Here is a 13,497-nt window from a genome sequence, read left to right as displayed (position 1 = left end):
ACTGTTGAGAGACCTCCCATGACACTGACCGACAAGTTCAGCAGCTTCCGCCAGTTCGCCGCCAAGGTCGGCGCGCTTGCCATGCCCTATTTCAACTCCGACCAGAAGTGGAAGGCGCGCGCCCTGCTGGCCGCCATCGTCGTGCTCAACCTGGCCGCGGTGTACATGCTGGTCCTGCTCAACGAATGGAACCGGGTGTTCTACGACGCGCTGCAGAACAAGGACCAGGTGGTGTTCTGGCGCGAGCTGGGGCGCTTCACCTACCTCGCCTTCGGCTTCATCATCATCGCGGTCTACCGCTTCTACCTCACGCAGCTGCTGGAGATGCGCTGGCGCGCCTGGATGACGGCGAACTACCTCGACCGCTGGCTCGCCAACAAGGCCTTCTACCACCTCGAACTGACCCGCTTCGCCAAAGGCGAAGACGCTCCGCCCGACAACCCGGACCAGCGCATCGCCGAAGACATGAACCTCTTCACCAGCTACTCGGTGGGCCTGTCCATGGGTCTGCTCAACGCGGTGGTCACGCTGGTCAGTTTCGTCGGCATCCTGTGGTCGCTCTCGGGCAGTTTCGCCTTCAGCTTCAATGGCGACGAGTTCGTCATCCCCGGCTTCATGGTCTGGATGGCGGTGCTCTACTGCCTGCTCGGCAGCATCGCCACCCACTACATCGGGCGCCCGCAGATCGCGCTCAACTTCAAGCAGCAGCGTTTCGAAGCCGACTTCCGCCACCACCTGGTGCGCGTGCGTGAATACAGCGAGTCGATCGCGCTGGACAACGGCGAACCGGTGGAACGGCGCCAGCTCGGCGGACGCTTTGGCGAGGTGCTGGCCAACTACCTCAAGCTCATCCAGGCGCAAAAGCGCCTGATCTGGTTCACCAACGGCTTTGGCCAGGCCGCGGTGGTGTTCCCCTTTGTCGTGGCCGCGCCGCGCTTCTTCAGTGGCGCCATCCAGCTCGGCGAACTGATGCAGATCTCGTCGGCCTTCGGCCGCGTGCAGGACTCGCTCTCCTGGTTCGTCGACAACTACAGCAGCCTGGCCGCCTGGCGCGCCACCACCGACCGGATCACCAGCTTTGAAGCCAGCTTCCAGGCGCTGCAGGAAGCCGAAACGCAGATGCCGACGGGCGCTGCCGACAGCCTGCAGATTCACCAGCTCGACCTCGCCTTGCCCGGTGGCGCCGCGCTGCTCGGTGCGCACGGCCTGCTGCTGAAGGCCGGTGACACGCTGCTGATCAAGGGCCCATCGGGCAGTGGCAAGTCGACCCTGTTCCGCGCCCTCGCCGGCATCTGGCCCTGGGCCAGGGGCCGCGTGCAGCGTCCCCCCGACTTCGACTCACGCGTCATGTTCCTGCCGCAGCGCCCCTACTTCCCCACCGGTTCCCTGCGCAGTGCGCTGGCCTACCCCGAAGCCGATGACCGCTACACCGAAGCCGAGCTGCAACAGGCCCTGCGCGACGCGCTGCTGCCCCAGCTGACCGGGCGCCTGAACGACGAAGACACCTGGGGCCAGAAGCTCTCGGGTGGCGAACAGCAGCGCCTGGCGATTGCCCGTGCCTTGCTCAAGAAACCGCGCTGGCTGTTCGTGGACGAAGCCACCAGCGCGCTCGACGAAGCGGCAGAGAAAGCGGTGTACGAACGTCTGCTGGCCCTGTTGGCATCGCAGAACGGCGCGCTGGTGTCGATCGCCCACCGGCCCGCGGTGGCGGCTTTTCACCAGCAGCGCTGGACGCTGGAATCCGAGACAGTCAGCCACGGGCCGGACGAACCACCACGCTACCAGCTCGTGGCGTCCTGATCGGCCGGCCCTTTCCCTCCCGCCGTCCGTGTCAAGCCTCTTTGCTTCCGAGCTTGCCTCGCGGTCTGCTTCCGTCCCTGCCGCGCAACGCGAACCCGCTCGCGAGCTGGGTTCCCTGCGCAACAAGCAGGCGATGCTCACGCTTGGCGACGATGAGGTCGCTCAAGGTCTGGCCACCACCTGCCACTCCCGTCGCATCAACCCCTTTCATGGCCATGCGTCAGGTGGTGGCCTTGTCGATCCACATCAGCGGGGCATCGATCAGTTTTCTTACACCGTCGTTTTCGATGCCTCTTTGACATGTTCATCATGAACGGCGTCATGCTTTGTTTCCGGTCGAATCCATTGAGTGGAAGATGCCTCATGGATTCTTCAAGACCAATGGGGCTATCTGTTCAACGTAGTACCGCACGGCATCAAGGGACAGATGACCATAGTCGTAGCTCAGTGGCTGGTCTGCGTTGTCGCCCAGACGTGTGAGACAGCTATCCTGATTGCAAAAATAGTCCAGCCCCGAAATGAACTCGATATCCATGGCGATCGCACGCGCTCTCATGCTCTCCGTGACAGCCCTCAGCTCGGGATCCAGGCCCTCCCCATCCTTCAGGCGCAGCGGAGGCGGCTGAGAGAAAGGTCCCTTTTTCCAAGCCTCCAACAACAGTTGCGGCAACGGTCGCTGCCAGTATGGAACCGCACCCAGCAGAATGATGCGAGGCACCCCCGCCTTTCGGATTTCAGCCACCGTGGCTTCGAGGTTTTTCAGGTCATATCGCTTGTGATGCCACCAGGCGTAAAGCACAACGACGTCGGGCCGACTGTCCCGGATGGCCTGAATATTGGCGTCATTGAGTGCCTTGCAACCAGGTCGCGGCTCGATCCCCAGGACAGGTGGGCAAATTGCACCAGCCCGCTCCCCCAGGCCGAAGGTGTACTTTCCGGAGTCCTGCAGAGCCTTGAATCCTGGATAGAGACTGGCAGCGTGCGAATCACCCCAGAGAAAGATCAGCGGTCGACGTGTCTCTATGCAGAACGGCTTGTAGGCCGTCGGGGGCACCCTGAAATCCAGAATGCAGTCGTGGTACCGCCAGCCCTCGGTCACCACCGCAGGACCACCCTTGCCAGTCATATCGCGAACGATGGGCGGAAACCGGGACTCGAAGCCCTTGTTATGGTGGATGACAGTACCCAGAACCGCTATCAGAGACATGAGACCCACCAACACGCCTGTGACCACACGCCGATTCCAGCGACCAAACCGGATCGGAATTTCCACCAGCACGTAGGTGAGCCAGGCCAGCACGATGCTCAAGGCCACCCAGCCCAGCTGTACGCTCCAGTCTGGTGTCACTCCCGAACGCAGGTTGGAAAAAGCCAGGAAAGGCCAGTGCCAAAGGTACAGCGGGTAGCTGATAAGACCCACCCACACCAGAGGCCTTCTGGCGAGCACATACCGGTTGAACCAGCCCCGAGAACCTGCCGCGATCAGCAAGACCGCACCGCCAGTGGGCAGGAGCGCCCAGCCTCCCGGAAACGTTCGGTCCGGATGGACCTGGACGAACACCGAGATCAGCAGCAGCAGTCCGATGGTGGACAGCGCATGCACACGCCACATGGATGGCAATACAGAAAGAGGTGGGGTGAACGGCAGTGGCGACCGCAGCAGTCCACGCCATCCGGTCTGGTGTGCGTGCATCGCAGCGAGCAGCGCCCCCACCAACAACTCCCAGAATCGCGCCAACGGGTTGTAGAAGGCCGCCTCGGGTTGTCCCTTCACCCATGCCATGTTCACGGCAAATGAAAACAGCAGCAATACAAAAATGGCCCTGAGTGCATGCCATCTCCACCGGTGCAACGCGTACAGCACCAGCGGCCAGATCAGGTAGAACTGCTCCTCAATGGCCAACGACCAGAGATGCAACAGCACCTTGGTCGTCGACGCTGCATCGAAATAGCCTGCCTCGTTCCAGAAAACGAAGTTCGCCACAAAGGCGCTGCCAGCGATTGCGTGCCCAGCCAGCAATCGATAGTCCGACGGCGTGAGCCACCACCATCCAAACCCAAGCACCGCCCCCAACACCAATATCAACGCGGGAAAAATCCGCCGGATCCGCCGCGCATAGAAATCGCTGAAGCGGAAGGTGTTTCGCTGCAGTTGCTGAAAGATGATGGAGCTGATCAGGTAGCCCGAAATCACAAAGAAGATGTCAACACCGACGAAACCACCCTTGAACCATGAAGGAAATGCGTGGTGGAGTACCACGGCCAGCACTGCGATGGCGCGCAAGCCGTCAATGTCCGGCCGGTATTGTTCGTTCAGCGAACTGGACATTTCGGTGGTCAAATGTTTACCCTTTGTCAACAGCATCTGAATGGTCATCCGGGATGCAACACACCGCGATCCGCTTCCTCGTCTTCACGCTCCGATGTACCCCGCCCACCCCTTGGCCCGCAGCTCACAGGCCGGGCAGCTCCCGCACCCGTAGCCCCAGTCCTGCCGGTGCTCACGGTCACCCAGGTAGCAGGTGTGCGTGTGTTCCAGGATCAGGTCCACCAGCGCCTGCCCGCCACCAGCCACGCCCGAGGCATCGCCCAGCTCTTCGGCCATGCGCCAGGTGTCGGCCTTGTCGATCCACATCAGCGGGGTGTCGATGAGGAAGCGGTGGTCCATGCCGAGCGAGAGCGCGACCTGCAGGGCTTTCATGGTGTCGTCGCGGCAGTCGGGGTAGCCGCTGAAGTCGGTCTCGCAGACGCCGGTGACGATGACCTGGATGCCGCGGCGGTAGGCGAGCGCGGCGGCGAGCGTGAGGAACAGCAGGTTGCGCCCGGGCACGAAGGTGTTGGGCAGGCCGCTCTCTTCCATGCGGAAGGCCATGTCGCGCGTGAGCGAGGTTTCGCTCACCTTGCCGAGCACGGCGAGGTCGAGCAGGTGGTCTTCGCCCAGGCGTTCGCTCCAGGCGGGGAAACGTTCGCGCAGCTCACGCAACACCACCAGGCGCGCCTGCAGCTCCACGCTGTGGCGCTGGCCGTAGTCGAAGCCGAGCGTTTCCACGCGCGGGTAGCGCGCCAGGGCGTGGGCGAGGCAGGTGGTGGAGTCTTGCCCGCCCGAAAAGAGGACGAGGGCGCTGGTGTGGTGCGGGGCTGGTGTCATGCGCGCGATGGTAGCGCGCCCTTCTGCCTCCGCAGCGCGTCGGCCCAGCGGCGCCAGCGCCGGCCCGCCACCGTGGTCCCGGCTGGTGGCGCCAGGCGAGCAGCAGGTCTTCGTCGGGTCATGCCGGTTGTTCTGTGCCTGCGCTCCGGGCGTCCGGCCGCCGTGGCACTTGACCCGCCGTTCGACCGGATTTAACGTCCCACTCCGAAGTCCGGCCATCGCGCCACGGTTCCCACCACTGGAGACGCCCATGGACACACCCGCCTTGCTGACCGTCCGTGAACTGCGCGTGCGCGCGGTGCACGTGCCCATGCCGCTGCCGCTGCGCACCAGCAGCGGCACGATCCAGATCGCACCGCTGGCCTTGATCGACCTGCTCACCGAGCAGGGCATCACCGGCCACACCTACCTGTTCTGCTACACGCCGCTGGTGCTCAAGCCGGTGGTGCAGCTGCTGGAGAACCTGTCGCCCCTGATCCAGGGGGAACCGGTGGCCCCGCTGGCGCTGGAGCGCAAGCTGCAGGGGCAGTTCCGCCTGCTCGGGCTCAAGGGCGTGACGGGCATGGCGCTGGCGGGCATCGACATGGCGGCCTGGGACGCGCAGGCGCGGGCGCAGGGACTGCCGCTGGCCCGGCTGCTCGGTGCCGACCGCGACCGTGTGCCGGCCTACAACAGCTGCGGGCTGGGCATGATCGGCAGCCACGACGCGCCCGCCGAAGCCGAGCACCTGCTGGTCCATGGCTTCGAGGCCATCAAGGTCCGGCTCGGCTATGTCGAGGCACGGACCGACGTCGAGGTGGTCTGGGCGGTGCGGCGCGCCATCGGCGAGCGGGTGGCGCTGATGGCCGACTACAACCAGATCCTGTCGGTGGCCGAGGCGGTGCGGCGCACCGATGCGCTGCAGGACGAAGACCTGCACTGGGTGGAAGAGCCGACGCTGGCCGACGACTACAGCGGCCACGCGCAGATCCGCAGCCGGACGCGCATCCCGGTGCAGATGGGCGAAAACTGGTGGGGCACACACGAGATGGCCAAGAGCCTGGCGGCCGGCGCCTCGGACCTGGGCATGCCCGACGCCATGAAGATCGGCGGCGTCTCGGGCTGGCTGAGGGCCGCGGCCCTGGCCGAGGCCGCCGGCATGCCGATCTCCAGCCACCTGTTTCCCGAAGTCAGCGCCCACCTGCTGGCCGCCACGCCCACCGCCCACTGGCTGGAGTATGTGGACTGGGCCAGTCCGGTGCTGCAGTCGCCGCTGCGCATTGAGCTCGGCGAAGCCGTGGTGTCCGACCGACCGGGCACGGGCATCGAATGGGACGAAGACGCCGTGGCGCATTGCCGGGTGGCCTGAGGGGCGGGCGACGGCCCGGGCCTGCCTCAGGATCGGGTCAGCGGTGCCGACGAACGGCAACGGCGAAATCGGGTGTCAGCCCGCCGTGAACTCTTTTTCGTGCATCCAGGCGGCGTGTTTGGGGGCGCGCTTGGTCTTGTCCCACTCGTTGAGCATGTCCCACTTCACCTCGTCGAGCTTCTTCATCATCTCGGGCGTGGCGGTGTTGGCGGCCAGCTCCAGGCGGTGGCCATTGGGGTCAAAGAAGTAGATCGACTTGAAGATGGTGTGGTCGGTCAGCCCGACCACCGGGATGCCGGCGGCTTCGAGGCTGGCCTTGGTGGCTTCCAGTTCTTCAACCGTGTCCACTTCCAGCGCGATGTGCTGCACCCAGTCGGGCGTGTTCGGGTCGCGGCCCATCTCGGGTGCGTTGGGCAGTTCGAAGAAGGCCAGGATGTTGCCGCCGCCCGCGTCCATGAACAGGTGCATGTAGGGGTCGGGTGCGTGGGTCGAGGGCACCTGGTCCTCGGCGATGGCAAGCACGAAGTTCATGCCCAGGTGCTTCTGGTACCACTCGACGGTGGTCTTGGCGTCCTTGCAGCGGTAGGCGACGTGGTGGATTTTGCGGATGTTGGACATGGTGTTCTCCTTCGGGTGAATGGTTTCAGACGCCTTCGCGGGCGATGGCGAGGGCTTGCTTGAGGGCGCTGATGTCGCCCACCTGGTTGGCCAGCAGCAGGATCAGCTTGGCGTTGAGCAGCTGGCTCTGCTCGTCGCTGAGGTCGCGGTGGGTCTCGATCAGGGCCTCGTAGAAATCGTCGCCGGGCGTGAAGTCGCGGAAGTAGCGCTGGCCGGGTTCGGCGAGGTTGGGCTGGAGTTGCAGGGGCATCTCGGTCTCCTTGGTTCTGTTTCAGGCGGGCACGGTTTCGGCTTCGGTCTGGGCGGTGGCCCGCGCCAGCGCGGCGCGCACGGCGGCGACGTCAAACCGGCGCCAGCGCGCGGCCACGTGCTGGTCGGGGCGCATCAGGTAGCAAGTGCCGGGACGCGCATCCATGCGCTGGGCCATCAGGCCGTCGCGGTCGTGCAGCGTCTTGAGCCCCGCCGATTCACCCGCATGGGCGGTGACCAGCACCACCTCCACCGGAATCGCTCCGCCGGCCAGCGCGGCGGCCTGCGCACGCACCACGGGGTCGAGCTGTTCCACGCTGTCGGCAAAGGCCAGCAGCTGGAAACGGTTGCCCAGCTGGTCGAGCAGCCAGGCGTCCTGCCCGGCCACGCGCACCGGCGCGTCGTCCAGCGGTGCGCCCGGCACCATGTCGCCCTCGAAGGCGTCCACGTCGGGCGTGTTCAGCGCCGAGTTCACCAGGAAGGCCGGCACCGACAGGCGGCCGGAGTTCACCAGCTTGCGGGCGAACGGCTGGCTGCGCGCCAGTTCCAGCGCCGCGTTGCGGAACAGCTTGCTCACCGCGCTCTTGGGCGTGATGAAGTCGGTGGAGCGGGTGGAGTTGCGGATGTTTTCGTCGGCCGCGTAGGTGCGGTCGGCGTCGTAGGTGTCGAGCAGGGCCTCGGGCGCCAGGCCCTTCATGACCAGCGCCAGCTTCCACAGCAGGTCGTCGGTGTCCTGGAAACCGGAGTTGGCGCCACGCGCGCCGAACGGTGAGACCTGGTGCGCCGCGTCGCCCACGAACAGCAGGTGGCCGTGGCGGAAGTTCTTCATGCGGCGGCACTGAAAGGTGTAGATGCTGGCCCACTCCAGCTCGAACTCGCGCTCGTCGCCCAGCATCGCCTTGACGCGCGGGATGATCTTCTCGGGCTTCTTCTCTTCTTCCGGGTCGGCGTCCCAGCCGAGCTGGAAGTCGATGCGCCAGACGTTGTCGCTCTGTTTGTGCAGCAGCACGCTCTGGTTGGGGTGGAACGGCGGGTCGAACCAGAACCAGCGCTCGGCCGGGTAGTCGGCCTTCATGATCACGTCGGCGATCAGGAAGCGGTCCTTGAACACGTGGCCTTCGATGTCCAGGCCGAGCTGGCGGCGCACGTTGCTGCGCGCGCCGTCGGCGACGATCAGCCAGTCGGCGTCGATCTCGAAGTTGCCGTCGGGGGTTTCGATGCTCACGCGCGCACCGTCGGCCAACGGCTCGACGCCGCCCACCTTGTATTTCCAGCGCAGGTCCACGCCGAGTGCTTCGGCGCGACGCACCAGTGCTTCTTCCAGGTGGTACTGCTGCAGGTTGATCATGCCGGGGCGCTTGTGGCCGGCGTCGGGCACGAGGTTGAAGCGGTAGACCTCTTCTTCGCGCAGGAAGGTGCGGCCCACGTTCCAACTCACGCCCTTGTCGACGATGGGGTCGCCGACGCCGAGGCGGTCGAGGATTTCGAGCGCGCGCTTGGCGTAGCAGACGGCGCGCGAGCCGAAGGAGACGCTGTCTTCTTCGTCGAACAGCAGCACGTCCAGCCCCTGCAGGCGGGCGTCGATGGCGGCGGCGAGGCCGACCGGACCGGCGCCGATGACCACCAGCGGTTTGCGCTGCGGCGCGCCCTGCATGAGGTCGGCCGGGCCGGTGTACGGGAAGGTGGGGTAGGTGTAGGTGGCCATCCGGTGTTTGCTCCTTCGTTGTCACCTCCGCTGGCGAAAAGCGGTGGCGTTGTCAGGGTTGGACTGTAGCCGATAATTTCACATCCGTAAATACGTTTCTCTAAACGTAATCTGAAAACCCATCGAAAACGGCGATGCTGCTCGCCCGCCCGGGACGTTCAGAATGCGGGATACGGGATGCGGGAAAGGTATTGGTTGGGAACCGTTGATCGCCAAGGCCTTTGCGGGTCTGACGAGGCGGGGCGCTCTGCGCCGCTCATGTCCCCCGACGGCTGGAGCCGCCTCCTCCTTGACTTCGCTATGCAGAACACCCCGCTTCGCCAGACCGGGTGGCGCGTGGGTAAGCGAACAAAGAGGCCTGCCTTGATCGCCTCGTGCAGGCAGGCAGCGAACATCAGTGATTGGCACGCGGGTATTCCCGCCACGAGCGCCCACCCGTGCGCAAGCCGCGAACGGCGGGTGGTTGACGCAGCGAAGTCAAGGAGGAGGCGGCCGCAGGCCGCCGGGGGACATGAGCGTAGTTGACCGCCCGGCGTTCGCGGCCACCCAACCAGTAGGCGCGCAACCCGGCGCAAACCACCAGGCAAACCTCTCACCAAAGAAGGCGAGAAGCAAGAAAAATCAGATGTCCGCTTCGCCAGCCATTTCGTCGACCACCTCGTCGGCAGGCTCATCCACCGGCGGCTTGACCAGGGTGACCGGCACCGGCGAAAGGCGCACCATTTCCTGCGACACCGAGCCCAGAACGGCCGCGCGCAGACCACCACCGTGGGCGGTCATGATCACCGCGTCGCAGCCGTTGCGCTCCACCATCTCAACCAGCATGTTCGCCGGGTCCCCGGTGGCCGTGTCCTGCGTCACCGGCAGCCCCGCAGCCTGAAGCATCAGCACGGCCGAGCGCATGAGGTCGTGGCCCGCGGCCTCGTTCACCTGTTCCAAAACCGCCGGATCGTGCGCCACCATCAGCTCGTACAGCGTGGCCGTCTCCTGCACATTCGCCACCACGAAACGCGCCTTGAGACCCGCGCTCACCAGACGCAGGGCGTGGCGCACCGCCAGCAAGGCATGTTCGGAACCGTCCACCGGAATCAGGATCTTGATCATTGTTGCTTTCCTCTTGGTTTTTGAATGGGGTGGTGGTTGTCAGAGAGGTCGCTCGTTGAGCACGCACCAGTACAGCTCGATGTGCTCCACGACGTCCATGAAATTGCTGAAGTTCACCGGCTTCTCGATGTAGGAGTTGACGCCGAGATCGTAGGCGGTCGTGAGGTCCCGGTCTTCGCGCGACGAGGTCAGCACCACCACCGGAATGCGGCGGAAACGCTCGTGCGCCTTGAGCTGGCGCAACACCTCCAGGCCGTTCACCTTGGGCAGGTTGATGTCGAGCAGGATCACCGCCGGCAAAACCTCGCCCGCCTCCCAGCGCGGCAGGAAAGCCAGCGCCTCCTCGCCGTCGCGGGCGACCTGGATCTGGTTGGCGAACTTCTTCTTGCTGAACGCGCGCAGCGTCAAATCCAGATCCATCGGGTTGTCTTCCACCAGCAGGATCGGCGGCACGGAAACCGAAGCATTCATTCGGGAAACTCCAGATAAAAAGTGGCACCGGCCCCGGGCTGGCTCTCCGCCCAGACACGACCCCCCATGCGCTGAACCGCCTTGGCCACCAGGGCCAGGCCCACGCCAGTGCCCGGAAATTCTTCGGCCCGGTGCAGGCGCTGGAAGATGCCAAAGATGCGGTCGTGGTATTTCATGTCGAAGCCGACGCCGTTGTCGCGTACCCACAGGATACGCCGGCCCGTCTCGTGGCGGGCGCCGATCTCGATCCGGGGTGACACACTGCCCTGGCTGAACTTCAGGGCGTTGCCGATCAGGTTGCGCAGCACCACCGCCATGCCATCGCGGTCCAGCGGCAGCGTGAAGGATTCCATCGCCAGACGCACTTCGGCGCCCTGCTTCTCGATGTCGGCGTGGTAGCTGTCGACGATCTGTTCCACCAGCGGTAACAGGGCCACCGTCTCGTGGACCATGTCACGGCGTTCGATGCGCGAATAGGCCAGCAGGTCGGCGATCAGGTCCCCCATCTGCTGCACACCCTTGCGGATGCGCTCGACAAACCGGCGGCCTTCGTCGTCGAGCCGCTCGCCGTATTCCTCCTCCAGCAGCTGGCTGTAGCCGTCGATCCCGCGCAGCGGCGCCTTGAGGTCGTGCGACACGGTGTAGGAAAACGCTTCGAGTTCCAGGTTGGCCTGCCGCAGCTGCGCCGTGCGCTCGACCACCCGCTCTTCCAGTTCCTGGTTCAGGCGCTTGAGCCGCTCCTCGGCGGCCACCGCCTCGGTGATATCGAGCAAGGTGCCGATGTAGCGCGGCCCCCGGCCGTCGCCGTCGGCTGAGCGCGAGATGCGGTGCACGGTGCGGCGCAGCCAGCGCATCGGGCCATTGCCCGGATCGGTGCGGAACACCAGTTCGCCCGTCTCCTCCCCGCGGCGGATGCGCTGCATGTCGTCGGCCACCATCGCCCGGTCATCGGGGTGGATGCGGGCGAGGTACTCCGCGTCCGACGGCATCCGCCCCGCCGGATCCAGTCCGATGTTGCGGAAGAGCTGCGCGGAAATCGTCAGTTGCTGGCTCTGCGCATCGCCCGCCCAGCTGCCAAGCTTGACCAGTGCTTCGGCCTGTTCGAGCATTTCCTTGTAGTCCTGCAGCGCCATGGCGGCCTGCCTGCGTTCGGTGACGTCCATGGTGGTGCCATACATCCGCGTGGCCTGGCCGGCGGCATCGAAGTCCACGCGTCCACGCTGCTCCACAAAGCGCACTTCACCGTTGACCACGATCCGGTGTTCGAAAAGGTATGCCCCGTCGGGTGGACGCTGCATGGCCCCCATGACCGCGGCCCGGACGCGCTCCAGGTCGTCCGGGTGCACGGCGCGCAGGAAGTTGTCCATGCCGGGTTCGACCCGATCGGGATCGCAGGCCAACAACCGGAACAGCTCACGCGACCACACCGTCTGGTTGTGAACCAGGTCCACCGTCCAGTTGCCCAGTCGCGCCACCGCCTGGGCTTCGAGCAGGCTCCGCTCGCTGTCCTGCAACGCCGCCTCGGCCTGCTTGCGCTCGGTCACGTCCTGGATGGTCGAGAACAGCTGACGGATGTGGCCGTCGCGATCACGCACGGCGCGCACATCGAGCTCGGTGTGCACCATGCGGCCGTCCTTGCGCACAAAGCGCTTGGCCATCTGGTAACCACTGCTCAACCCTGCCAGCAACTCATCGAACAGCGCCAGGTTGCGCTCCAGGTCGCCCGGCGGGGTCATCTCCGCCCAGCTCATCTCCAGCAGCTCCTCGCGCGGATAACCCAGGATCTCGCACAGGCGGTCGTTCACCTGCAGCCAGCGCTTGTCCAGCGGCGAGGAGATGGCCATGCCGAGAAAGGGCAGCTCGTAGAACATGCGCAACTGCTCGGCCTGTTCGCGCTGCGCCAGCTGGGCTTCTTTCTGCACCGTGGTGTCGAGCAGGATGCCGCTGCTGGTGAGCACGTTGCCGCTCGCATCGCGGGTGAGCGAGGTGTGGTCCTCTACCCATGCCCAGCCGCCATCGGCCTTGCGGATGCGGTATGCCTGCCGGTACTCGTCCGGCCCGTGAGCGAAGTACCGCGTCACCTCGTCGTTCACCTGCTGCACGTCGTCGGGATGGATGAGATCGATGTACTGCCGCTGGCCGTCCAGCAAGTCGGTCGGCGCATAGCCCCACTGGCGCACCGAATCGCTGGCATAACTCACCGGCCAGCCCTCGGCGTTGCGCCGCTCGATCACCACCAGGGGCGAGCGGTTGACGAGTTCGTTCATGGTCCGTAACCGGTCCTGCCCGGCCTGCAGCTGTGCGGCCATGCGGTCGGCGGCCTCGCCGATGTGCGCCAGCTCGTCGCGCCCGATCAGGCCGGTGCGCACCGACAGGTTGCCCGCGCCCATTTCTGCCAGCGCCAGCGCCAGCCTTTGCGCGCGGCGGAACCACAGCAGGTGCAACAGCAGCGCCAGCACCGCCACCGCGGCCAGCAGCACCAGGCCTTCCCGCACCAGTTCGGTCTGCTCGCTGGCACGGCGCAGGGCCAACGGGTAACGCATGTCCATCTGCACCAGCAAACGCTGGTTCCCCTGCAGCGGGACCAGACCGGTCAGGAGCGGCTGCTGATCAGGCCGCTCCACCACGATGGCTGACGGCGACGGCGCCACCGCCAGTGCCTGGAACTGGCTCGACGCCCCACCCACCCGAGACAACACCGCGCTCAGCGGCTGCCCGATGTCCAGCCGCGACAGCGAGGCCAGCACCCGCTCTTCAGGCCCGACCAGATAGGCCTGGTTCAGGCCCTGGTGCAGCGCCAGACCGCCCACCAGCCGGTGCAGCAGCAAGGTGTTGCCCAGGCCCGCCTGCACGTCCATGCGCGCCTGCTCGATGCTCAGCCGCTCGCGCAGGCGCCGGCTTTCCTGCACGGACACATCCTGGTCGATCTGGCGCATCTGGTGGTCGTAGCGCAAGGTCATGGCCAGCAACGCAAACACGATCAGCAGCAGCGGCACCAGCCAGCGACCGGCGATGGTCAGGGGCCAGCGGGTCCAGCTCATGGAAAAACCTCCA

Annotated in this window: 10 protein-coding genes; 2 read left to right on the top strand and 8 right to left on the bottom strand. The window is 65.5% G+C overall.

Going from position 1 to position 13,497, the window contains the following annotated elements; genetic code table 11:
• Positions 1-18 precede the first annotated feature (18 nt).
• Positions 19-1,800, top strand: coding sequence for an ABC transporter ATP-binding protein/permease (locus AC23D4_RS18600; protein ID WP_472887055.1), 1,782 nt, complete (start codon positions 19-21; stop codon positions 1,798-1,800).
• Positions 1,801-2,161: 361 nt separating this feature from the next.
• On the opposite strand, the gene AC23D4_RS18595 is transcribed toward AC23D4_RS18600, so the two are convergent.
• Positions 2,162-4,177, bottom strand: a complete 2,016-nt coding sequence (locus AC23D4_RS18595; protein ID WP_472887053.1) for an acyltransferase family protein — start codon at positions 4,175-4,177, stop codon at positions 2,162-2,164.
• 36 nt (positions 4,178-4,213) lie between these two features.
• The gene (gene queC, locus AC23D4_RS18590) at positions 4,214-4,948 is read right to left on the bottom strand and encodes a 7-cyano-7-deazaguanine synthase QueC (protein WP_472887052.1); all 735 of its coding nucleotides are present in this window, start codon (positions 4,946-4,948) and stop codon (positions 4,214-4,216) included.
• Positions 4,949-5,198: 250 nt separating this feature from the next.
• On the opposite strand from queC, the gene AC23D4_RS18585 reads away from it, so the two are divergent.
• Positions 5,199-6,296 (top strand): enolase C-terminal domain-like protein, encoded by a 1,098-nt coding sequence (locus AC23D4_RS18585; protein ID WP_472887051.1) that lies wholly within the window; start codon positions 5,199-5,201, stop codon positions 6,294-6,296.
• Between the two features lie 75 nt (positions 6,297-6,371).
• Here the strand turns inward: AC23D4_RS18585 and AC23D4_RS18580 are convergent, their stop codons facing one another.
• From AC23D4_RS18580 to AC23D4_RS18555, 6 genes are all read right to left on the bottom strand, one after another.
• Positions 6,372-6,914: a VOC family protein gene (locus AC23D4_RS18580; protein ID WP_472887050.1), complete on the bottom strand. Its 543-nt coding sequence runs from the start codon at positions 6,912-6,914 to the stop codon at positions 6,372-6,374.
• Positions 6,915-6,939: 25 nt separating this feature from the next.
• On the bottom strand, positions 6,940-7,164 hold the full coding sequence (locus AC23D4_RS18575; RefSeq protein ID WP_210829631.1) for a DUF2783 domain-containing protein: 225 nt from the start codon (positions 7,162-7,164) through the stop codon (positions 6,940-6,942).
• A 21-nt stretch (positions 7,165-7,185) separates the two neighbouring features.
• A complete protein-coding gene (locus AC23D4_RS18570) occupies positions 7,186-8,868 on the bottom strand; it encodes an FAD-dependent oxidoreductase (RefSeq protein ID WP_472887049.1) in 1,683 nt (560 codons plus the stop codon).
• A gap of 621 nt (positions 8,869-9,489) precedes the next feature.
• Complete coding sequence (locus AC23D4_RS18565; protein ID WP_472887048.1) at positions 9,490-9,972, bottom strand: universal stress protein; 483 nt, start codon at positions 9,970-9,972, stop codon at positions 9,490-9,492.
• 39 nt (positions 9,973-10,011) lie between these two features.
• Positions 10,012-10,443 carry a response regulator gene (locus AC23D4_RS18560; protein WP_472887047.1) on the bottom strand — a complete coding sequence of 144 codons (432 nt, stop codon included), beginning with the start codon at positions 10,441-10,443 and terminating at the stop codon, positions 10,012-10,014.
• On the bottom strand, positions 10,440-13,484 hold the full coding sequence (locus AC23D4_RS18555) for a PAS domain-containing protein (RefSeq protein ID WP_472887046.1): 3,045 nt from the start codon (positions 13,482-13,484) through the stop codon (positions 10,440-10,442). The genes AC23D4_RS18560 and AC23D4_RS18555 overlap by 4 nt, the downstream gene beginning before the upstream one ends.
• Between the last annotated feature and the right edge of the window lie 13 nt (positions 13,485-13,497).

It is taken from the genome of Hydrogenophaga sp. L76 (genome assembly GCF_057654755.1).
Note: the sequence above shows the minus strand (reverse complement) of the source record. Positions and strands in the feature narration are given on the sequence as shown.